Below are 20,821 nucleotides of genomic sequence, written 5' to 3'. Positions count from 1 at the left end.
GGTGTAAATGAGCAGTACTCGTTCCACTCGCCCTGCGGGTCGCGCTAAAGCGCGCTAGCGGCAAGCCGCTTTCCGAGCCCGATTGACCAGCCTGCGGCTGTTACTGCGTTGCAACGCCGCCTAGCCGACGATCAAGAGATCCGAGACAGGTTCTTAGTGCAGCAGGCTGACCAGCAGCACTAGGTTAACCAGCAGCGAAGTCAGCGCCACACCGCGCCAGACCTTCAGCGGCTCGCGCTCGAGCAGCGGGCGTGGACGAATGACCAGGGCCTGGCGCTCGCCCTGTTCGAGGCTGAGCAGCCACTCCTCGGCGGTCTCGAAGCGCTCCTGCGGATTGGCTGCCACGGCGCGCAGCAGGCAGTCGTCGAGCCAGGCGGGAATGTCCGGGCGGTAGCGGCTGGGCGGGGCCGGTTTGCCGAAGCGTGGGTGCTGGAAGGCCTCGATTTCGCCATAGGGATAATGGCCGGTGAGCAAGCGGTAGAGAGTGACACCAGCGGCGTAGAGATCCTGCTGCGGGCTGGGCTTGCCGCCGCTGAAGGCCTCGGGGGCGATGTAGCTGGGGGTGCCGGGCAGGCTGTGGTTCTCGTCGCGCGACAGGCCGGGGCAGTAGGCCAGGCCGAAGTCGAGCACGCGCAGCTCGCCGTCATCGCACCACAGCAGGTTTTCCGGCTTGATGTCGCGATGCAGGATGTTGCGCCGGTGCAGCATGCCCAGGGCCTTGAGCAGGCGCGGGGCGATGTCCAGCCACTCCGGCAGGCCCAGTGGGCCGGACAGGCGCAGGTGCTCGGCGAGGGTCTGGCCCTGGTGCTCGCGCTGCACGTAGTACAGGTGCTGGCGCTGCGGCAGCGGATGGGCCTCGGGGAAGTGGCGGCCGGCAACGCGGCGCAGGAACCATTCTTCGAGGAGCAGGGCGGGGGCGGCCTGTTCCTCGTCGTGGCGGCTGCTCGGCAGGGTTTTCAGCAGCCAGCGTCGCGACTGGTTGTCGCGCACCCGGTAGACCAGCGACTGGCGCGATTCGGCCAGTACCCGCTCGATCTGCCAGCCCTCGAAATTCTGTCCTTCGCGCAGGACGGGCGGCAGCGGCCACTGCTGGATCTGCGCCAGGGTGTCGGCCAGGTCGTTGTCCGGCAGGTTCTGGATCTGCACTAGTACGGCACTGGCGTTGTCCTGGCTACCGGCCAGGTGGGCGGCGCTGACCAGGGCGCGGCAGGCCGCGGCGGGGTCGCTCTCGTCCTTGAGCATGCTGTGGATGCCGTTGTCGCCAAGGGTCGACCACACGCCGTCACTGACCAGCAGGAAGCTGTCGCTTTCCTGCAGCTCGCCTTCGCGGTAATCCACCACCAGGTGCTGGTCGAGGCCGAGAGCGCGCTTAAGCACATGCTGCATGCCCGGCTGTTCCCACACATGGTCTTCGCTGAGGCGCTCGAGGCCGCCGCTGCGCAGGCGGTAGGCGCGGCAATCGCCGACATGCGCCAGGGTATAGCGGCGGCCGCGCAGCACCAGGCCGGTGAGGGTGGTGAGCAGCGGCTGGCCGCCGCCGTTGGCCTGCAGCCAGCGGTTGTGGGCCACCAGCAGGCGATCCAGGGATTGCGCCACGGCCCAGGTTTCCGGGGTGGCGTAGTAGTCGAGAGCCAGGGCCTGCAAGGTGGCGCGGGCGGCCAGGCCGCCGTCGGCGCACTGGCTGACACCATCGGCCAGGGCGAACAGGAAGCCCTTGCTGGCGGCCAGCGCCGGAGCCGGAGTGACCACGCGGATGGCGTCCTGGTTTTCCGCGCGGGGGCCGGTGGCGGTGGCTTCGCCGAAGGTCAGTTGCAGGGCCATCTGGTGCTCTCGTGGGTCAAGGCAGGTAAGTCGGTTGAGGCAAAGGCGGAGCCGATCCGGCTTCCCTGGAACATGCCGTTGCCGGCATTTTCCACCTTTCCTGACCAGTGCGTGGAGGCCGAACGGGCTTCGCCTTTGTCGCAACCGACCTACGAACCTGTTAACGATCTCCTGGCTGTCGGCCATACGGCGTTAAAAGTGGCCTCAAAATGCTCATTTACACCGCGTAAACTGCGCTTTTTCGGCCACTTTTGCCTTGTCTGGCTCTAATCCAGAAGATCGTTAACAGGTTCTGGGAAATTGTGGCAGCCAGACACCGGTGGCCGGTGTCTGGCTGGGCGAGGATCAGACTCGAGCCGCAGTGACGGCAGCCGAGCCCCAGGTGGTGCGCCAGCGCAGCTTGACGCCGTACAGGCCGACCCAGGCCAGTACGCCGAGGCTGGCGAACAGCCACAGACCGAGCTGGTAGTCACCGGTGGCCTGTTTGATTGCGCCGAGGCCGGCGGTCAGGCAGAAGCCACCGATGCCGCCGGCCATGCCGATCAGTCCGGTCATCACGCCGATTTCCTTGCGAAAGCGCTGCGGCACCAGCTGGAACACCGCGCCGTTGCCGGCGCCCAGGCTGAGCATGGCGACCACGAACAGGCCCAGGGCGGCCAGCGAGCTGGGCAGGTGGAAGCCGACCGCGGCGATGCAGATCGAGGCGCAGGTGTACATAACCAGCAGCGAGCGGATGCCGCCGATGCGGTCGGCCAGGGCGCCGCCCAGCGGACGCATCAGGCTGCCAGCGAAGACGCAGGCGGCGGTGTAGTAGCCGGCCTTGACCGGGTCGAAGCCGTACTGGTCGTGGAAGTAGCCGGGCAGGGTGCTGGCCAGGCCGAGGAAGCCACCGAAGGTCACGCTGTAGAAGAACATGAACCACCAGCTGTCGCGGTCGCCGAGGGCCTTGAGGTAGTCGGCGGTGGACTTGGCCGGCGGCCGCTCGGGGGCGTTCTTGGCCACGCTGGCGAAGATGATCAGGGTCAGCACCAGCGGGATCAGCGCCAGGCCGAACACGTTACCCCAGCCGAAAGCGGCAGCCAGGCCCGGAGCGAACAGGGCGGCGAGCACGGTGCCGGAGTTGCCGGCACCGGCGATGCCCATGGCCTTGCCCTGGTGCTGCGGCGGATACCACTGCGAGGCCAGTGGCAGGGCCACGGCGAAGGAGGCACCGGCAAAACCGAGGAACAGGCCGAGCAGCAGTGCCTGCTGGTAGCTGTGCACGCCGTGCAGCCAGGCCACGGAAAGGGCGCCGATAACGATGACCTGGCCGATCAGACCGGCGGTCTTGGGCGAGGTACGGTCGGCGACCATGCCCATCAGGAAGCGCAGCACGGCACCGGCCAGAATCGGCGTGGCCACCATCATGGCGCGCTGTTGGGTGGTCAGTTGCAGGTCGGCGGCGATCTGCACGCCCAGCGGGCCGAGCACGTACCAGACCATGAAGCTCAGGTCGAAATAGAGGAATGCGGCAAACAGCGTCGGTGCGTGGCCGGCTTTCCAGAAACTTGTATTCATCCAACACCTCGTCAGCGATAAGAGTCCCGGCGGGCTGCAGGTTGCCGTGATCGTGGGCACGTCGCCTGCAGTCGCCGGGTGAGGCCGGGTGCTTGTGGCGCCCGACCTTGCGGCCGGAGCCGCAACCAGGTTGAGAGAGTTACCGGTCGACGTCCGGATCACGGCCCGCCCACCCACCCCATTCATTGGGGCTGAAACGAAAAGGCGCCGCGTCACCTGGTCGCTCAATGCGAGGGTGAACGCGACGCCATTGTCGATTCGAGGGGCAACCGCCGTTGGATGCCTATGACCGGGCTAAAGCAATAGCTGGGCCAACCTCTGCAGAGAGTGGAAAACCGCAGTATTGCCGCCGGCGAGGGCGTTTCTTCGGGTCAATACGGTGCGGCGAGGGAGTGTGCCGCACTGTATTGAGGCGATATGGAGGTGCCAGGCGATGCAGGGGCTTTCAGGGTTGGGCAGGCGGCATGGGGAATTGCACCACCGGCCCCTTGGCCACCTGGCCGGGGGGCAGAGCGGCGGGCGCCGGAGCTCCGCCGACACCCAGTTGTTTGACGAAGCGGTGGATGCTGCGCAGGTCGTCTTCGTCCATCACGCGCAGCACATGGCTGGGCATGGGCGGACGGTAGTTGGCCTGGCGGGCCAGTTGCAGCCACTGTTCTTCGCTGAGCTGCGGCAGCAACAGGCGCAGGTTGCTGGCATAGGTGGTGCCCCAGGGGCCGCTCCAGCCGAGCTGATCACCCTGCAGCCAGGCGGCTTCCGGCACCTTGTCCGGGGCCATGACATAGCCGGCCGTGTGGCAGTCGTTGCAGCCGGCTACCTGTACCAGGTAGCGGCCGCGCTCGACCGAGGGTTCTGCGCTGACGCTGCAGGAAAGCCCGGCAAGGCAGGCAAGGAGGGTGAGGCGCAGGGGAGTGGCGTGGGTCATGGCGTGTTCTCGGGTAGTGCCGCGGGCTGGGCCCTGGCTTTCTACCCGTGCAGCGTTCGCCAAAGGTTCGCCAGCCTCACTCCAGCCAATTGACCTCGGGGAACTTGGCGCGGAACTCGTCGGGCATGGCCACTACCTTGCCCTGGCGATAGTCGAAGAACACGAAGCCGGACTTGGCCAGGGCGATCAGCGTGCCGTCGGCCGGGCGACTGATGCGGAAGATGATGTCGCCGCCATAACGGTTGAAGTCCATCACGCCGACCTCGAACAGCAACTGGTCGCGAGCATGGGACTCGGCGCGGTACATGGTGGCCAGGTCGGTGACGATGATGCCGTCGGTATCGGCCGCTTCCTTGATGCCGAAGTCGAACAGGAAACGCGCCCGCGCCTCGGAGATCATCGAGATCATCGAGTCGTTGCTCAGGTGGTTGCTGGCGTTGATGTCGGTGCTGCGCACGGTCATGTGAGTGCTGTAGCAGAACTGCTGCTGGGAAAAGTCGAGCTTGAGACGGGCCATGACTGCTGCCTGGTTGGAAGGAAAGCGCGCAGTTTACCCGCGCCATCCCCGTACGGAAGCATTGCCGTGGTGAATGGCTAGCGACTAGGCTGCCTGCTTGATCAAGGGAGATTGCATGGACTGGAACACGACGCTGCAGGCCGGACTGTGGGGCTTGCTGGCTGCCAGCAGCCTGTTGATCGGCGCCATGCTCGGGGTTTTCCTGCGCCTGCCGCAGAAGGTGGTGGCGTCGATCATGGCCTATGGCAGCGGCGTGCTGATCGCCGCCATCTGCTTCGAGCAGATTCCCGAGGCGCTGCGCCTCGGTGGGCAGCTGCCGACCCTGGGTGGAATGCTGGCCGGCGGCCTGCTGTTCGTCCTGGCCAACGAGTGGCTGGAGCACCTCGAGCAGGGCCATCGCGCGGCTGGCGCCGGTTCTCTGCTGGGCCTGCTGATTGCCGCCGGCGCCTTTCTCGACGGCATTCCCGAGTCCCTCGGCCTGGGGCTGGGCCTGCTCGATGGCGGCTCGGTGAGCCTGATGCTGCTGGTGGCGATCTTTCTGTCCAACCTGCCGGAAGGCCTGGCCAGTGCCGTCGGCCTGCGCCGGGACGGGCGCAGCCGGTTGTGGATCTTCGGCCTGTGGGGCTCGATAGTGCTGCTCTCCGGGCTGGCGGCGATGGCCGGGCCGGGACTGTTCACCGACCTGCCGGCGCACTGGCTGGCCTTCGCCCTGGGGTTTTCCGGCGGCGCCGTGCTGTGCATGCTGGTCGACACGCTGATTCCCGAAGCCTTTGCCGAGACCCATGCGCTGACCGGGTTGATCACCCTGGCCGGCTTCATGACCGCGCTGGCGCTCGGCAGCTAGCCGTCAGGCTGTACGGTCTGACGCGGGCGGCGGCTTTCGCTACAATGCGCGGCGTTTTCGTCCTGCCTGTGAGCCCGCCATGTCCACCCCGATCATCGTTGCCCTCGACTTTCCTTCCCGCGATGCCGCCCTGGCCCTGGCCGAGCGCCTCGATCCCAAGCTGTGCCGGGTCAAGGTTGGCAAGGAGCTGTTCACCCGCAGCGGCCCGGCGGTGGTGGAAACCCTGCAGGCCAAGGGCTTTGAAGTGTTCCTCGACCTGAAATTCCACGATATCCCGAATACCACGGCGATGGCGGTCAAGGCCGCTGCCGAACTGGGCGTGTGGATGGTCAACGTGCACTGCTCCGGTGGCCTGCGCATGATGGCGGCTTGCCGCAACGAGCTGGACAAGCTGAGCGGCGCCAAGCCGTTGCTGATCGGGGTGACCGTGCTGACCAGCATGGAGCAGGATGACCTGGCCGGCATCGGCCTGGATATCGCCCCGCAGGAGCAGGTGCTGCGCCTGGCCGGTCTGGCCGCCCAGGCGGGCATGGACGGCCTGGTCTGCTCGGCCCAGGAAGCGCCGGCACTGAAGGCCGCGCAGCCGGCTCTGCAACTGGTGACCCCGGGCATCCGCCCGGCCGGCAGCGCCGCTGACGACCAGCGCCGCATCCTCACCCCGGCCGACGCGCTCAAGGCCGGTTCCGACTACCTGGTGATCGGCCGCCCGATCAGCCAGGCCGCCGACCCGGCCCAGGCCCTGGCCGAGATCGTCGCCCAGCTGGGCTGATCATCCATTCAGGTGATGACAGGTGCGGGGCTTCCATCATTCTTCTGGATGATCCCGTACACGGCACCCTGATAGTGCTGCTCGCCGGCCGGTCGCCTGGCTAGACTCCGCTCATTTCCAACTCCCTGCGAGGACGCAGCAATGAGCATGACCTTTTCCGGCAAAGTGGCACTCGTGACCGGCGGCGCCGCCGGTATCGGCCGCGCCACCGCCCTGGCCTTCGCGGGCGAGGGCCTGCAGGTGGTGGTTTCCGACGTCGATGTGAGCGGCGGCGAAGGCACCGTGCAGCTGATCCGTGAAGCCGGTGGCGATGCCACCTTCGTGCGTTGCGACGTGACCCGCGAAGCCGAGGTCAAGGTGCTCATGGAGCGCACCCTGGGTGCCTATGGCCGCCTGGACTATGCCTTCAACAACGCCGGTATCGAGATCGAGAAGGGCAAGCTGGCCGAAGGCAGTGAGGCCGAGTTCGACGCCATCATGGGCGTCAACGTCAAGGGCGTGTGGCTGTGCATGAAGCACCAGATCCCGCTGCTGCTGGCTCAGGGCGGTGGCGCCATCGTCAACACCGCTTCGGTGGCCGGCCTCGGTGCCGCGCCGAAGATGAGCATCTATGCCGCCTCCAAGCACGCGGTGATCGGCCTGACCAAGTCCGCTGCCGTCGAGTACGGCAAGAAGAAGATCCGCGTCAACGCCGTGTGCCCGGCGGTGATCGATACCGACATGTTCCGCCGTGCCGCCGAATCCGACCCGAAGAAGGCCGAGTTCGTCGCCGGCATGCACCCGGTCGGGCGCATCGGCAAGGTCGAGGAAATTGCTGCTGCCGTGCTGTACCTGTGCAGCGATGCGGCTGGCTTCACCACCGGCCATTCGCTGGCCGTGGATGGCGGCGCGACGGCGATCTGATCGCGTGCTTGTGATTGGCAAAGAGGCGCTCTAGGGCGCCTTTTTGCATTTGGTTACAGGCGCGCCACCCGTTGGCGCGCAAAGCCAGTTACAAGACGGGCAGCCCTGCCAAGAATCGCAGGCTCGTTTTACGGAGAACAACAATAATGACCGCTTCCCCCTTGCTGACCGCGTTCCTTCCTATCGCCCTGGGCATCATCATGCTCGGCCTGGGCCTGTCGCTGACCCTGGCGGACTTCGCCCGGGTGGTGAAATTTCCCAAACCGGTACTCATCGGCCTCGGCTGCCAGCTCCTGCTGCTGCCGCTGCTGTGCTTCCTGATCGCCAAGGGCTTCGGCCTGGCGCCGGCCCTGGCGGTCGGCCTGATGCTGCTGGCCGCCTCGCCCGGCGGTACCTCGGCCAACCTCTATAGCCATCTGGCCCACGGTGACGTGGCGCTGAACGTGACCCTGACCGCGGTCAACTCGGTGATCGCGATTCTCACCATGCCGTTTATCGTCAACCTGTCGCTGGCTCACTTCATGGAAGGCGACCAGGCCATTCCGCTGCAGTTCGCCAAGGTGGTGCAGGTGTTCGCCATCGTCCTCGGCCCGGTGGCCGTGGGCATGGTGATTCGCCGCCTGGCACCAGGCTTCGCCCATGCCATGGAGAAGCCGGTGAAGATCATCTCTGCGCTGTTCCTGCTGCTGGTGGTGCTGCTGGCCTTCGTCAAGGACTGGCGCACGGTGGTGGAGTACGCGCCGGTGGTGGGCATGGCGGCGTTGCTGTTCAACCTGGTCAGCCTTGGTGTTGGCTACTGGGTGCCGCGCCTGCTCAAGTTGCCGCAGCGCCAGGCGGTGGCTATCGGCATGGAAATCGGCATCCACAATGGCACCCTGGCGATTGCCCTGGCGCTCAGCCCGTCGCTGCTGAACAACCCGACCATGGGCATTCCAGCGGCCATCTACAGCTTCTTCATGTTCTTCACTGCGGCGCTGTTCGGCTGGTGGGTCAACTATGCCCATGGCAAGGAACTGATGGCGGAAGAGGGCGAAGTCGCCTGATCTGCAGCTGGCCGTGAAAAAGCCCGGGATTGCCCGGGCTTTTTTGTTGGCGATGTCCACCGTTCAGTGCTGGCGTCAGTTACGTAGGGCGGGTGCAACCCGCGAAGTGACCACCGCAGGTTGCACCCGCCCTACGATTGAGCAGCAAGCCGACTCAGCTGTTGCGCCAGTTGAGGATCAGCAGGGTCAGGGCGCCGGCTACCAGGCCCCAGAAGGCTGAGCCGATGCCCAGCAGGGTCATGCCCGAGGCGGTGACCATGAAGGTGACCAGTGCCGCATCGCGTTCGCCGGGCGTGCCCATGGCCTGGGCCAGGCCGTTGCCGATCGAGCCGAGCAGGGCGAGGGCGGCCACCGACAGCACCAGGGCGCTGGGTAGGGCGGCGAACAGCGCGGCCAGGGTGGCGGCAAAGATGCCGGCGATGGCATAGAAGACCCCACACCACACGGCGGCGGTGTAGCGCTTGCTCTTGTCTTCATGGGCGTGCGGGCCGGTGCAGATAGCTGCGCTGATGGCTGCCAGGTTGACCCCGTGGGAGCCGAACGGCGCCAGCAGCAGCGAGGCAATGCCGGTGGTGGTGACCAGCGGCGAGGCCGGCACCTGGTAGCCGTCGGCGCGCAGCACGGCCATGCCGGGCATGTTCTGCGAGGTCATCGCCACCACGAACAGCGGGATGCCGATGCTGATGGTGGCGGCCAGGGAGAACGACGGCATGTTCCACACCGGCGTCGCTACCTGCAGCTGGAAGGCGCTGAAGTCGAGCAGGCCGAGCAGCCCGGCCAGCACGCTGCCAAGCAGCAGTGCGGTGAGCACCGCATAGCGCGGCGCCAGGCGCTTGGCGATCAGGTAGCCGAAGAACATGGCCAGCACCAGCGCCGTGTGGTGCTGGGCGGCGACGAAGATCTCGCTGCCGATGCGGAACAGGATGCCAGCCAGCAGCGCTGCGGCCAGCGAGGCCGGCAGGCGACGCACCAGGCGCTCGAAGCTGCCGGTCAGGCCGCAGATGATTACCAGCACGGCGCAGGTGATGTAGGCGCCGATGGCCTCGCCATAGGACACCCCGCCCAGGCTGCTGATCAGCAGCGCGGCGCCCGGCGTCGACCAGGCCACGGTGATTGGCGTGCGGTAGCGCAGCGACAGGCCGATGCTGCAGATCGCCATGCCGATCGACAGCGCCCAGATCCACGAGGAAATCTGCGCGGCGCTGAGGTTCGCTGCCTGCCCGGCCTGGAACATCAGCACCAGCGAGCTGGTATAGCCGGTGAGCATGGCGACGAAGCCGGCGACCACCGCGGAGGGCGAGGTGTCGGCCAGCGGCCGCAGGGGGGTGGAGCTGTTCATGACTTCCGTGTTGTCACTCATCACAGGCTGCCTTTGACGTCGATCAGGATAGGGTAGAGCGAGGCCACCAGCAGCAGGGCCATGCCGATGTTGAACAGGCGCAGGCGCAGCGGGTGTTCCAGCCAGCGGCGCAGCAGGCTGCCGGCCACCGTCCACAGGCCGACGCTGGGGCAGTTGACCAGGGCGAACAGTGCAGCGATCACCAGCACGTTGAACAGGAAGCCCTGCTGCGGGGTGTAGGTGGTGATGGCGCCGATGGCCATGACCCAGGCCTTGGGATTGACCCACTGGAAGGCCGCCGCCTGCACGAAGGTGAATGGCTTGCCGCGGCTTTCACTGGCGCTTGGCGCGCCGGAACCGGCGATCTTCCAGGCCAGGTAGATCAGGTAGGCGGCGCCGGCGTAGCGCAGCACCTGGTAGAGCGCCGGGAACTGTTCGAACAGCTGGCCCAGGCCCAGGCCGACGCAGATCACCAGCAGCATGAAGCCCAGGCTGATGCCAAGCATGTGCGGTACGCTGCGGCGCACGCCGAAGTTCACCCCGGAGGCGAGCAGCATCATGTTGTTCGGCCCGGGCGTCACCGAGGTGACGAAGGCAAAGGCGACAAAGGCGATCAGCAGTTCGGTGGTCATGGCGGTTCTCCTCGCTAGCTGGCAGCCTATGCGCAGCCTGCCTGGCCGTCGCGGTACAGCAGGATCGTCAATTGCCGGTACAGTTTTCCTCTGGCTCTGAGTTAGTCAGTACTGTTCCCCTCAGATAAGGATAGGGTCATGGAGCAGAACAACCCCTATGCCGCACCCCAGGTGGTGCTGGTCGATGCGCAGGCACCGCGCGCGCTGCAAGGCTGGAGTCCGCAGCAACTGGTGCTGCTTGGCTGGCTCAATCTGGCCTACCTGCTGGGTACCCTGGTGGTGCTGGGGCTGGCGATGGTTCAGCAGAAAAGCGCGCTGGGCGATTGGCTGAGCCTGGCGGTGACCCTGCTCGGCAGTTACCTGCTGCTGCGCCTCAAGGCTTTTCTCGAACTGCGTTTTGCCGCCCGCGGCCTGCGCTGGCCGGTGTGGCTGAGCGTGGTGCTGAGCGTGCTGCTGGAGTGCATGCAGCTGTACTGGGGCGAGGATCGGCTGGTGGGGCTCAATCCCCTGGCGCTGAGCTACTTCGGCCTGCTGGCACTGCTCGGCCTGCTGATCCTGTGGCTGGGCATCGTCCTGCTCAAGGTGGAGCACGGCTACCCGTCGCTGCGCATCCTCGGCTGGCTGAATATCGCCACGGGGGCGATGGTGGCTTCGATCATCCTGCTGGTGATCGGCATATTGCCGATGCTGGCGGCGATGGTGGCTTCGGCGCTGGTGTTCTTCCATGCGGCCCGCGAACTGCGCGGCGACGCGGTGCTGCCGGCCGGCGAGGTTGACGAGCGGCCCTGATCAGCCTTCGCTGCCGGCCTGGCGGGTGTTGCCCAGCGCCTGGTTGATCGCCAGCCAGGCGCCGACGGCTTGTTCGCCTGCGTCGGCGAAAACCCGCTCCAGCAGTTTGGTTTGCTCGCGGCGCAGCGCCTGTTCCAGTTTGGCACCCTCGGCGGTCAGGCCGAGCTGGCGTTTGCGCTTGTCATCGGCGGCCGCCACGCTCTCCACAAGGTGCATTTCCAGCAACTGGCGCAGCGGGATGTTCAGCGCCTGCTTGCTCACCCCCAGATAGCTGAGCAACTGGCTGACGCTGAGGCCGGGGTAGCAGGCGATGAAGAACAGGATGCGGTGGTGCACCCGCGACAGCCCGCGCTTGGCCAGGATTTCGTCCGGCTTGGCGGTGAAGGCCTGGTAGCCAAAGAAGAAGGCGGCCATGGCAGCCTGCTGGCTGCTCGTCTTTTTCAGGTCAAACATATTGACGTATCTGTCCTTGCCGTCGTAGTTTCGGTCAACAAGTTTGACCCAGTTTGCCTTCTTTTGTCCTGCCTTTGCTACCGGTGATCACCATGGCCTTCTCCGAACGCGTTGCCCGCCTGAAAAGCTCCCTGATCCGCGAAATCCTTGCTGCAGCGCAGCGCCCGGAGGTGATGTCCTTCGCCGGTGGCCTGCCGGCCGAGCCGATGCTGCCCAAGGTGGACTGGAGCGATATGCCGGCTTCCATCGGCCAGTACGGCATGAGCGAGGGCGAGCCGGCGCTGCGCGAGGCGGTGGCGGCCGAGGCGCGCAAGCTGGGCGTGCAGTGCGACGCCAGCCAGGTGCTGATCGTCTGCGGTTCGCAGCAGACCCTCGACCTGGCTAGCAAGCTGTTTATCGATCCGGGCACCGAGATCCTGGTTGAGGCGCCGACCTACCTGGCCGCGCTGCAGTCCTTCCAGCTGTTTGGCGCCGACTGCATCACCGTACCGCAGGAAGCTGACGGCCCCGAGCTGGAGGCCCTGCGCGAGCGCCTGCAGAAGCACAAGCCGGCCTTCGCCTACCTGATCCCGACCTTCCAGAACCCGTCCGCCGTTCGCTACAGCGAAGCCAAGCGCGACGCAGTGGCGGCGCTGCTCGACGAGTTCAATGTCACCCTGATCGAGGACGAACCGTACCGCGAGCTGGTATTCGATGCCGGCAGCGCCACGCCGATCGTCAGCCGCCTCAAGCGCACCAGCTGGATCTACACCGGCACCGTGTCCAAGACCCTGCTGCCGGGCCTGCGCGTCGGCTTCCTGATCGCCAGCCCGGATCTGTTCCCGCACCTGCTGCGCCTGAAGCAGGCGGCCGACCTGCACACCAACCGTATCGGCCAGTGGCAGGCTCTGCAGTGGCTGGGCAGCGACAAATACCAGGCCCACCTGGCCGAGCTGCGCGACTTCTACCGGGTACGCCGCGACGCCATGCAGGTGGCGCTGGAAGAACACTTCGGCGAGCTGGCAACCTGGGAGATTCCCCAGGGCGGCCTATTCTTCTGGCTGACCCTGAAGGACAAGCTGGATACCCGCACCCTGTTGCAGCCGGCGATGGCGCAAAACGTGGCATTCATGCCGGGTGAGCCGTTCTTCGTCGAGCCGGATGCCAACCCCGGTCACCTGCGCCTGAACTTCAGCCACGTACCGCCGGAGAAGCTCGGTGAAGGCCTGCGCCGCCTGGCGGCCGTTGTTCGCGACGCGCAAGGGAGTAAATAGCCATGCTCAAGGTGTACGGCGATTACCGTTCCGGTAACTGCTACAAGGTCAAGCTGATGCTGCATCTGCTCGGCCACCAGTACGAGTGGCTGCCGATCGACATTCTCAAGGGCGAGACGCAGACCGCCGAGTTCCTCGAGAAGAATCCCAACGGCAAGATTCCGGTACTGGAGCTGGAGGACGGCACCTTCCTCTGGGAATCCAATGCCATCCTCAATTTCCTCGCCGACGGCAGCGAGTTCATCCCGACCGAGCCGCGCCTGCGCACACAGATGCTGCAGTGGCAGTTCTTCGAGCAGTACAGCCACGAGCCCTACGTGGCGGTAGCGCGTTTCATCCAGCTCTACCAGGGGCTGCCGGAGGCGCGCCGCACCGAGTATGCGGAGTGCCATGTGCGCGGCCACAAGGCCTTCAAGGTGATGGAGCAACAGCTGCAGCGCACGCCGTACCTAGTGGGCGAGCTTTTCACCATCGCCGATATCGCCCTGTACGCCTACACCCACGTGGCTCACGAGGGCGGCTTCGATCTCACCGCGTACCCGGCGATCAACGCCTGGCTGGCGCGGGTGGCCAGCCATCCGCGCTATGTGAGCATGCTTGGCTGACAGCCGGTGCGCGATGGGCAGGTAACTGCCCATCGCAGGCCATCACTGAGCGGCGAAGCGCTGGTTCAGGTAGGCGGCGATGGCCTTGGAGTCATACAGCCAGCGGCTCTCGCCCTGTTCCTCGATGCGCAGGCATGGCACCTGGATCTTGCCGCCCTGTTCTAGCAGTGCCTGGCGGTGCGTGGCGTCGTTCTTCGCGTCGCGCAGGGTCATCGGCACGTTCAGGCGGTGCAGGTTGCGTCGGGTCTTCACGCAGAACGGACAGGCATGGAACTGGTACAGCGCCAGGCTGGCGGCTTCACGTTCGACCTGGGCCTGGGCTTCCACGCTGCGCTTGAGCTTGCGCGGGCGGGTGATGAAGTCGAGAAAGATGATGATCTGGCCGAGGCCGATCCGCAGTGCCTTGATAAGCATCGCCGGGGGTTCCTGTGAGTAGGTCTGCAAAGGGCCGGCAGGGTACCCGAGTCGCACGGCTTTGGCTGCACCGGATATCGCCTGGCTCGCTCTCCGCCTCTCGTGCGGGTGCCTGCGCCTGGCGCGGCACAGGATGCCGGGCTAGCTTTGCAGGCCTGAGCGGAACCAGCGGGAGTGCATCGACATGAGCTACCAGGGCAGCTGCCACTGCGGCAAGATCAGCTTCAGCGTGAGCGGCGAGATCGCCAGCCTGACCGAGTGCAACTGCTCGCTGTGCAGCAAGCGCGGCGGGCTGCTGTGGTTCATCGGCCGGGAACAGTTGCAGCTCAAGTCGCCGGCCGGCGAGCTGCCGACCTACCGCTTCAACACCGGCAAGATCGCCCACCACTTCTGCGATGTCTGCGGTTGCGCGCCGTTCAGCGAGGCACCGGGGCCGGACGGCAAGCTCGGCGCGGCGGTCAACGCGCGCTGCCTGGATGGTGTCGACCTGAGCCGCTTCCCGGTACAGCACTGGGACGGGCGCAACCACTAGGCATGAAAAAGCCGGCGCTAGGCCGGCTTTTGGGCACCACGTGGCGGTTCAGTCCTTGATCAGGCTGAGGAACTCGCTGCGGGTGGCAGCATTCTCGCGGAATTCGCCAAGCATCACCGAAGTGACCATGGACGAGTTCTGCTTCTCCACGCCGCGCATCATCATGCACATGTGCTGGGCCTCGATGACCACGGCTACGCCGAGGGCGCCGGTGACCTGTTGGATGGCCTCGGCGATCTGCCGGCTGAGATTTTCCTGGATCTGCAGGCGGCGGGCGTACATGTCGACGATGCGTGCCACTTTCGACAGGCCGAGTACCTTGCCGCTGGGGATGTAGGCCACGTGAGCCTTGCCGATGAACGGCAGCAGGTGGTGTTCGCACAGCGAGTACAGCTCGATGTTCTTCACCAGCACCATTTCGCTGTTGTCGGAACTGAACAGGGCGCCGTTGGTGACTTCTTCGAGGGTCTGCTGGTAGCCGCGGCAAAGGTACTGCATGGCTTTAGCTGCACGCTTGGGGGTGTCGAGCAGGCCTTCGCGGGACACGTCCTCGCCGAGTTGGCCGAGAATCGCGGTGTATTGCTGTTCCAGGGACATGGATATTCCTGTGGGACTGTCGGAAATTCGCAGAGGCGCAGGGTAGGGCGCAGCAGGGACGCTGGCAAGGGCGAAGTACGCCAGTGCGGCCTACTTTTCCGGCCGCGATGGTAGCTGTGCGGCCCAGCCTTCGGCCCATAGGGCCAGTGGCAAGCAGTGCTGCACCAGTTCCTGACCCAGAGCGGAAAGCTGGTAGCCGCGCTCGCCGTTCTCCAGCAACTGGGCCTCGCGCAACTCGCCCAGGCGGGTGTTGAGCACCGAAGGCGAGACGCTCTCGCAGCGCGTCTGCAGCTCGCGGAAGCTGGCCGGGGTCTGGTGCAGCTCCCAGAGTACGCGCAGGCTCCAGCGCCGACCCAGCAGGTCGAGCAGGGCCATGATCGGCCGGCCGCTGGCGGAACCGCGTACCGGGTCTCCGGGTTGGGGAAAGCTCATATTGGCTCCTTGCTTCTTTTTTAGTAGCGGAGTAGGTTTGGCTTGCTACTTATTTCGTAGCATGACAGGAGTCCAAGCCATGAACCAGCCTCGCGTACAGCCATTGAACCCTCCTTATGCCCCGGCTATCCAGGCCGCCTTCGATCACGTCATGCCGCCGGGCATGCCACCGCTCAAGCTGTTTCGCAGCATGGCGCGCAACCCGCGCGTGCTGCAGCGCATGTTCGCCGGTGGCTTGCTGGATCCTGGCAGCATCGAGTTGCGCGAGCGCGAGCTGCTGATCCTGCGCGCCACTGCGTTGTGCGGTGCGGAGTACGAGTGGGGCGTGCACGTGGTGGGATTCGCCGGCAAGGCCGGCTTCAGCAGCGAGCAGATCGCCGATACCAGCAGCGAGCGTATCGACCCGGCCCTGTGGGGCGAGGCTGAACAGGCACTGCTGGAACTGGCGGACAGCCTGCACGCCAGCGCCACTGTCGACGACGCGCTATGGCAGCGGCTTGGCGTGCATTTCAGCGACGAGCAGCTGATCGAGTGCCTGCTGCTGGTCGGCTTCTACCACGCGGTGTCCTTCGTGGTGAATGGCCTGCAGGTAGAGCGGGAGGAGTACGCGCCACGCTTTCCGGCGCGCTAGAACTCGTCGCGGCCGTCGAGCATGGTGCGCTTGAGCAGTACATAGACGGCACCGGTGCCACCATGCTTGGCGATGCAGGAGGTGAAGCCGAGTACCTGCGGGTGCTGGCGCAGCCAGGTGTTGACGTGGCTCTTGATCATCGGCCGCTTGCCGTCGGTGCGTACCGCCTTGCCGTGGGTGACGCGGGCGCAGCGTACTTCCAGGCGTGCCGCTTCGGCGAAGAAGTCCCACAGGGTTTCGCGGGCCTTCTCCACGCTCATGCCGTGCAGGTCGAGGCTGCCTTCGAAGGCCACCTGGCCAGCCTTGAGCTTGCGCATCTGGCCGTCCTGCACGCCGTCGCGGGCCCAGTACAGCTCGTCCTCGGCGCCGACATCGATGCCGAACTGGTCGGACAGGCCGTCGACCTTGATGTTCTCGGTCTTCACCGTGGCGGCCTGGCGCAGGGTGTCCAGGCGCTGGCGGTCGGCCTTGGGTTTGCCGGTGTCGGCGCGGTCATGCTTGATCTGCTTGACCCCGCGCACGGCGGATTGGAACAGGGAAAAATCGTCGTCTTGCATCATCGCCTCCGTAATGGAGGGCAGTTTACCGGCTTCAGCCGCGCTTTTTCAGCAGGCGTGGCGACAGGCTGAGGTCGCCATTGCTGCGCCGCAGGCGCCGACGGCTGCCACGCCACAGGGCAACGCCGGCCCAGAGCAGGAACAGACCGCTCAGCAGCAAGCTGAGCGCGGTGCCAACGCTATCGTTCAGCGGGCCGAGGGCCGGCGAATGGCCGATCAGGCTGGCGCTGCCGGCCAGGGTCAGCAGCACGCCAAGGGTGGCGAGCAGGGCGGCCAGGGCGGCAACAAAACGCCAGCGCCAGGTGGCGGGGCCACGGGGGCGCAAGCGGCGTGCATCAAAACCATCGGACAGCTTCATTCCGATTTCCTCTTCGGGTATCGGCGCTATGACCGGTCAGTGCCCTGAGGGTTCCGACCGGTGCGGGATGGATGTGACGGTGTTCCCTGCTCAGAGCAGGGCGTTGGCCTGCGGCACGACGATGGCGAAGTTGTCGGCCAGGGCTGCCATTTCCATGTGCTGCAGCTGGCGCGCGGCAATCAGCTCGCCGGCGTAGGGTACGTCACGGGTGGCGCAGGCGCTGTCGACCAGGGTGCAGCGATAACCGTAGTCCTTGGCGGCACGCACCGTGGTGCTGATGCTGGAGTGGGTCATGAAGCCGCAGACGATCAGGTCGAGGTGGCCGAGGCGCTGCAGGTGCTCGTGCAGTTCCGGATTGCTGAAGGCGTTGGGCAGGCGCTTTTCCACGATCGGCTCGCCGGGCTGCGGTGCCAGGCCTTCGAGGAAATGCCCGCGCGGGCCCTGGGGGTCGAGCAGGCCGCCAGGAATGCCGAGGTGGCGCACATGCACCACCGGCGTGCCGAGCTTGCGCGCGGCATTCAGCAGGGTGGCGATTTCGGCGCTGGCGGCATCCACGTCCGGCAGTTGCAGAACTCCGCTGCGGTACTCCTCCTGGGCATCGATGATCAGCAAGGTGGCCTTGCCCAGCGTGGCTGGCGCATAACCGCGGCCAGTCAGTTGGAACATGGTTTTGGCATCGGACATGAGAGGCTCCTGGTACGGCAATCTGTCTATTCTCTGCTTGCCAGAGCCATCTGTGAACCATTTGCACCGGATCGGCCGTTTACCACGGGGCAAACTGGCCCCGGTTGCGGCTAGAATCGCCTACCCGTTCTGGAGGTGAATCCGTGTCCCCATCCCGCCTGCGCACTCTGCGCGACCACATTCGCTGGGCCGTCAGCCGTTTCCAAGAAGCCGGGCTGTTCTACGGCCATGGTACCGACAATGCCTGGGATGACGCGCGCCAACTGGTGCTCGGTGCCCTGCATCTGCCGTTCGAAATTGCCGATGCCTACCTCGACTGCCGCCTGGAAGAGGACGAGCAGCAGCACTTGCTGGAGCTGATCCGCCGCCGCGTCGAGGAGCGCGTACCGACTGCCTACCTGCTCGGCGAGGCCTGGTTCTGTGGCCTGCCGTTCCTGGTCGACGAGCGCGTGCTGGTGCCTCGCTCGCCGATCGCCGAGCTGATTGGGGCGCACTTCGCACCCTGGCTACCGGCTGAGCCGGCACGCATTCTCGACCTCTGCACCGGCTCCGGCTGCATCGGCATTGCCTGCGCCTATGCCTTCCCCGAGGCCGAAGTGGTGCTGGGCGATCTGTCCTTCGAGGCCCTCGAAGTGGCCAATCACAACATTGAGCGTCATGAGCTGGAAGCGCGCGTCTATACCGTGCAGGGTGACGGCTTTGCCGGGCTGCCAGGGCAGCGCTTCGACCTGATCGTGTCCAACCCGCCCTATGTCGATGCCGAAGACTTCGCCGACATGCCGGCCGAGTACCACCACGAGCCCGAGCTGGGCCTGGCCTGTGGCGACGATGGCCTGGATCTGGTGCGGCGCATGCTGGCCGAGGCAGCCGATCACCTGACGGAGAAAGGCCTGCTGATCGTCGAGGTGGGCAACAGCCAGGTGCACGTCGAGGCGCTGTACCCGGAAGTGGACTTCACCTGGCTGGAGTTCGAGCAGGGCGGCCATGGCGTGTTCCTGCTGGCCGCCAAGCAGTGCCGCGATCACCAGGAACTGTTTTGCTCGCGCTTGAACGGTTGATTGCTGACCTGCACTCGGACTCATCGATCTGCTGAACTGGATCGCCCCTTGCTCAGCGGGTGGCGATCCAGATCAGCAGCCCAGCCTGGAACAGCGCCAGCGCCACCAGGCAGGCGATGGTGAAGCGCAGGCCGCTGTCCTCGCGCTTGAGCACTTCGATACGTCGCTCCAGCTTGCCGATCTTCACTTCCTGCTCGTGCAGGTTGTGGTCGGCCTGCTGCAGCATGGCGGCGCTGTCCAGCAGCTCAATCACCTGCAGCTTGTCGTGGTTCCACTCCGGGCTGAGGGCGCTGACCCGGGCGGCCGCATAGCTGGCCTTCATCTGCGCCAGATCCTGGTAATCCACGGTAAAACCCTGGGTGCGCAGGAAGTGGTCGCGGCGCAGGCGCGCGTCCTCGTTGAGGATGTCCTTGACTGCCAGGGCGCCACCTTCGACGGCGTAGCTGCCCCAGCGCTGGCGCGCCCAGTGGATGCCCTGGGCCAGCAGGAAGCGGCCGATGCCGCGGTTGACCGGCTCGATATGCAGGCCGTGGTCGGCGCCGAAGCGAACTTCCTGGTTGCGGTGGTCGGCCCACACTTCCAGCTGGTTCTTGTCCCGGTGCAGGCGCTGGCCCGGCAGGCTCACGCTCAGGCGCAGCAGGCTGAGTTCCTCGCTGTGCCGCTCGAGCCGACCCAGTTCGACGAAGCGCAGCGGGCGCGGCCCGGTATTGCGATCGGTGGGCAGCGGGGCCAGGCGCAGCAGGCGGAACTGCTCCGCCGGCAAGTCGTGCCAGGGATGCACCTGCGGCGTCGGCTCGGCCTGCTCGTCGGGTTGCTGGGCGTCGGTATCGGTCATCTATGGCGTCCTTGGGCCACGTTCGGCACCTGCATTATCGGCGCTTTTGCCGACAACTGGAGGCTGGCAGAGAGCCAGCCATATGCAAGTCGCCAGGCTTGGGCCGGATCGAGGGTGAACTGGCCGGGCGCCACGGGTATACTGGCGCCCCCTCGTTCAGGCCCTCGCGGAGCTTTGTGCATGTCCGGCAATACCTACGGCAAGCTGTTCACCGTCACCACCGCTGGCGAGAGCCATGGCCCGGCCCTGGTCGCCATAGTCGACGGTTGCCCGCCGGGCATCGAGCTGTCCCTGCAGGATCTGCAGCGTGACCTCGACCGCCGCAAGCCGGGCACCAGCCGCCACACCACCCAGCGCCAGGAAGACGATGAAGTCGAAATCCTCAGCGGGGTGTTCGAGGGCAAGACCACCGGCTGCCCGATCGGCCTGCTGATCCGCAACACCGACCAGAAGTCCAAGGACTACTCGGCGATCAAGGATCTGTTCCGCCCGGCCCACGCCGATTACACCTACCACCACAAGTACGGCATCCGCGACTACCGTGGCGGCGGCCGCAGCTCGGCCCGCGAGACCGCCATGCGCGTCGCCGCCGGCGCCGTCGCCAAGAAGGTGCTGGCCGGCCTGGGCATCCAGGTGCGTGGCTACATGAGCCAGCTGGGCCCGATCGAGATTCCGTTCAAGACCTGGGACAGCGTCGAGCAGAACGCCTTCTTCAGCCCCGACCCGGACAAGGTGCCGGAGCTGGAGGCCTATATGGACCAGCTGCGCCGTGACCAGGACTCGGTCGGCGCGAAGATCACCGTGGTTGCTGAGGGCGTGATGCCGGGCCTGGGTGAGCCGATTTTCGACCGTCTGGACGCCGACCTGGCCCACGCGCTGATGAGCATCAACGCGGTCAAGGGCGTGGAGATCGGCGCCGGCTTCGCCTCGGTGGCCCAGCGCGGCACCGAGCACCGTGACGAGCTGACCCCAGAAGGCTTCCTCAGCAACAACGCCGGCGGCATCCTCGGTGGCATCTCCAGCGGCCAGCCGATCGTTGCCCACCTAGCGCTCAAACCAACCTCCAGCATCACCACGCCGGGCCGCTCCATCGACGTCGATGGCAATCCGGTGGACGTGATCACCAAGGGTCGTCACGACCCCTGCGTTGGCATCCGTGCCACGCCGATCGCAGAAGCGATGCTGGCCATCGTGCTGCTCGACCACCTGCTGCGCCACCGCGCACAGAACGCCGACGTGCGGGTCAACACGCCGGTACTGCCGCAGCTGTGAC

At 66.0% G+C, this 20,821-nt stretch carries 25 protein-coding genes; 11 read left to right on the top strand and 14 right to left on the bottom strand.

The window, feature by feature from the left end; genetic code table 11:
- Positions 1 to 153: 153 nt before the first annotated feature.
- The 4 genes from A9179_RS11305 to A9179_RS11290 form a co-directional block, all read right to left on the bottom strand.
- A complete protein-coding gene (locus A9179_RS11305) occupies positions 154 to 1,821 on the bottom strand; it encodes a bifunctional protein-serine/threonine kinase/phosphatase (RefSeq protein ID WP_187805899.1) in 1,668 nt (555 codons plus the stop codon).
- 345 nt (positions 1,822 to 2,166) lie between these two features.
- Entirely contained in the window at positions 2,167 to 3,378 is a 1,212-nt protein-coding gene (locus tag A9179_RS11300) for a NarK family nitrate/nitrite MFS transporter (protein ID WP_187805898.1), read from the bottom strand.
- Between the two features lie 445 nt (positions 3,379 to 3,823).
- Positions 3,824 to 4,303: a cytochrome C gene (locus A9179_RS11295; RefSeq protein WP_187805897.1), complete on the bottom strand. Its 480-nt coding sequence runs from the start codon at positions 4,301 to 4,303 to the stop codon at positions 3,824 to 3,826.
- Positions 4,304 to 4,379: 76 nt separating this feature from the next.
- Positions 4,380 to 4,820 (bottom strand): thioesterase family protein, encoded by a 441-nt coding sequence (locus tag A9179_RS11290; RefSeq protein ID WP_187805896.1) that lies wholly within the window; start codon positions 4,818 to 4,820, stop codon positions 4,380 to 4,382.
- A gap of 115 nt (positions 4,821 to 4,935) precedes the next feature.
- Here A9179_RS11290 and A9179_RS11285 point away from each other — a divergent pair, with 115 nt between their 5' ends.
- The 4 genes from A9179_RS11285 (at position 4,936) to A9179_RS11270 (ending at position 8,379) form a co-directional block, all read left to right on the top strand.
- Positions 4,936 to 5,664, top strand: coding sequence for a ZIP family metal transporter (locus tag A9179_RS11285; RefSeq protein WP_187805895.1), 729 nt, complete (start codon positions 4,936 to 4,938; stop codon positions 5,662 to 5,664).
- A gap of 79 nt (positions 5,665 to 5,743) precedes the next feature.
- Positions 5,744 to 6,433, top strand: a complete 690-nt coding sequence (gene pyrF / locus A9179_RS11280) for an orotidine-5'-phosphate decarboxylase (protein WP_187805894.1) — start codon at positions 5,744 to 5,746, stop codon at positions 6,431 to 6,433.
- 141 nt (positions 6,434 to 6,574) lie between these two features.
- Positions 6,575 to 7,336, top strand: a complete 762-nt coding sequence (locus tag A9179_RS11275; RefSeq protein ID WP_187805893.1) for an SDR family oxidoreductase — start codon at positions 6,575 to 6,577, stop codon at positions 7,334 to 7,336.
- Between the two features lie 146 nt (positions 7,337 to 7,482).
- Positions 7,483 to 8,379 carry a bile acid:sodium symporter family protein gene (locus A9179_RS11270; protein ID WP_187805892.1) on the top strand — a complete coding sequence of 299 codons (897 nt, stop codon included), beginning with the start codon at positions 7,483 to 7,485 and terminating at the stop codon, positions 8,377 to 8,379.
- Between the two features lie 154 nt (positions 8,380 to 8,533).
- Here A9179_RS11270 and A9179_RS11265 read toward each other — a convergent pair whose 3' ends face one another.
- Both A9179_RS11265 and A9179_RS11260 read right to left on the bottom strand, forming a co-directional pair.
- Positions 8,534 to 9,739, bottom strand: a complete 1,206-nt coding sequence (locus A9179_RS11265; protein ID WP_394354727.1) for a benzoate/H(+) symporter BenE family transporter — start codon at positions 9,737 to 9,739, stop codon at positions 8,534 to 8,536.
- Entirely contained in the window at positions 9,739 to 10,350 is a 612-nt protein-coding gene (locus A9179_RS11260; protein WP_187805891.1) for a LysE family translocator, read from the bottom strand. Before A9179_RS11260 ends, A9179_RS11265 begins: the two co-directional genes overlap by 1 nt.
- A 138-nt stretch (positions 10,351 to 10,488) precedes the next feature.
- On the opposite strand from A9179_RS11260, the gene A9179_RS11255 reads away from it, so the two are divergent.
- A complete protein-coding gene (locus A9179_RS11255) occupies positions 10,489 to 11,139 on the top strand; it encodes a hypothetical protein (protein WP_187805890.1) in 651 nt (216 codons plus the stop codon).
- Here A9179_RS11255 and A9179_RS11250 read toward each other — a convergent pair whose 3' ends face one another.
- The gene (locus A9179_RS11250; protein WP_187805889.1) at positions 11,140 to 11,592 is read right to left on the bottom strand and encodes a MarR family winged helix-turn-helix transcriptional regulator; all 453 of its coding nucleotides are present in this window, start codon (positions 11,590 to 11,592) and stop codon (positions 11,140 to 11,142) included.
- A gap of 92 nt (positions 11,593 to 11,684) precedes the next feature.
- Between A9179_RS11250 and A9179_RS11245 the strand changes: the two genes are divergently transcribed.
- Together A9179_RS11245 and A9179_RS11240 are read left to right on the top strand one after the other, a co-directional pair.
- Entirely contained in the window at positions 11,685 to 12,845 is a 1,161-nt protein-coding gene (locus tag A9179_RS11245; protein ID WP_187805888.1) for an aminotransferase-like domain-containing protein, read from the top strand.
- 2 nt (positions 12,846 to 12,847) lie between these two features.
- Positions 12,848 to 13,450: a glutathione S-transferase family protein gene (locus A9179_RS11240; protein ID WP_187805887.1), complete on the top strand. Its 603-nt coding sequence runs from the start codon at positions 12,848 to 12,850 to the stop codon at positions 13,448 to 13,450.
- 42 nt (positions 13,451 to 13,492) lie between these two features.
- On the opposite strand, the gene A9179_RS11235 is transcribed toward A9179_RS11240, so the two are convergent.
- Positions 13,493 to 13,864, bottom strand: coding sequence for a glutaredoxin family protein (locus tag A9179_RS11235; protein WP_187805886.1), 372 nt, complete (start codon positions 13,862 to 13,864; stop codon positions 13,493 to 13,495).
- Positions 13,865 to 14,048: 184 nt separating this feature from the next.
- Here A9179_RS11235 and A9179_RS11230 point away from each other — a divergent pair, with 184 nt between their 5' ends.
- Positions 14,049 to 14,396 (top strand): GFA family protein, encoded by a 348-nt coding sequence (locus A9179_RS11230; protein ID WP_187805885.1) that lies wholly within the window; start codon positions 14,049 to 14,051, stop codon positions 14,394 to 14,396.
- Between the two features lie 48 nt (positions 14,397 to 14,444).
- Here the strand turns inward: A9179_RS11230 and folE are convergent, their stop codons facing one another.
- Positions 14,445 to 14,993 carry a GTP cyclohydrolase I FolE gene (gene folE / locus A9179_RS11225; RefSeq protein WP_043309794.1) on the bottom strand — a complete coding sequence of 183 codons (549 nt, stop codon included), beginning with the start codon at positions 14,991 to 14,993 and terminating at the stop codon, positions 14,445 to 14,447.
- A 90-nt stretch (positions 14,994 to 15,083) separates the two neighbouring features.
- Positions 15,084 to 15,425, bottom strand: coding sequence for a winged helix-turn-helix transcriptional regulator (locus A9179_RS11220; RefSeq protein ID WP_187805884.1), 342 nt, complete (start codon positions 15,423 to 15,425; stop codon positions 15,084 to 15,086).
- 79 nt (positions 15,426 to 15,504) lie between these two features.
- On the opposite strand from A9179_RS11220, the gene A9179_RS11215 reads away from it, so the two are divergent.
- Entirely contained in the window at positions 15,505 to 16,056 is a 552-nt protein-coding gene (locus tag A9179_RS11215; RefSeq protein WP_187805883.1) for a carboxymuconolactone decarboxylase family protein, read from the top strand.
- On the opposite strand, the gene A9179_RS11210 is transcribed toward A9179_RS11215, so the two are convergent.
- The 3 genes from A9179_RS11210 to A9179_RS11200 form a co-directional block, all read right to left on the bottom strand.
- Positions 16,053 to 16,613, bottom strand: coding sequence for a Smr/MutS family protein (locus A9179_RS11210; RefSeq protein WP_187805882.1), 561 nt, complete (start codon positions 16,611 to 16,613; stop codon positions 16,053 to 16,055). The two genes, A9179_RS11215 and A9179_RS11210, sit on opposite strands and share 4 nt — an antisense overlap.
- Before the next feature lie 34 nt (positions 16,614 to 16,647).
- Positions 16,648 to 16,971, bottom strand: coding sequence for a hypothetical protein (locus A9179_RS11205; RefSeq protein ID WP_187805881.1), 324 nt, complete (start codon positions 16,969 to 16,971; stop codon positions 16,648 to 16,650).
- Positions 16,972 to 17,061: 90 nt separating this feature from the next.
- Positions 17,062 to 17,655 (bottom strand): cysteine hydrolase family protein, encoded by a 594-nt coding sequence (locus A9179_RS11200; RefSeq protein WP_187805880.1) that lies wholly within the window; start codon positions 17,653 to 17,655, stop codon positions 17,062 to 17,064.
- Positions 17,656 to 17,798: 143 nt separating this feature from the next.
- Here A9179_RS11200 and prmB point away from each other — a divergent pair, with 143 nt between their 5' ends.
- On the top strand, positions 17,799 to 18,713 hold the full coding sequence (gene prmB, locus A9179_RS11195) for a 50S ribosomal protein L3 N(5)-glutamine methyltransferase (RefSeq protein ID WP_187805879.1): 915 nt from the start codon (positions 17,799 to 17,801) through the stop codon (positions 18,711 to 18,713).
- 52 nt (positions 18,714 to 18,765) lie between these two features.
- Here the strand turns inward: prmB and A9179_RS11190 are convergent, their stop codons facing one another.
- On the bottom strand, positions 18,766 to 19,548 hold the full coding sequence (locus A9179_RS11190) for a hypothetical protein (RefSeq protein ID WP_187805878.1): 783 nt from the start codon (positions 19,546 to 19,548) through the stop codon (positions 18,766 to 18,768).
- Positions 19,549 to 19,728: 180 nt separating this feature from the next.
- Between A9179_RS11190 and aroC the strand changes: the two genes are divergently transcribed.
- A complete protein-coding gene (gene aroC / locus A9179_RS11185; RefSeq protein ID WP_187805877.1) occupies positions 19,729 to 20,820 on the top strand; it encodes a chorismate synthase in 1,092 nt (363 codons plus the stop codon).
- Position 20,821 lies beyond the last annotated feature (1 nt).

The organism is Pseudomonas alcaligenes (genome assembly GCF_014490745.1).
In the GTDB taxonomy this organism is placed as follows: Bacteria; Pseudomonadota; Gammaproteobacteria; order Pseudomonadales; family Pseudomonadaceae; genus Aquipseudomonas; species Aquipseudomonas alcaligenes_C.
This window is presented reverse-complemented; position numbering and strand designations above follow the sequence as displayed.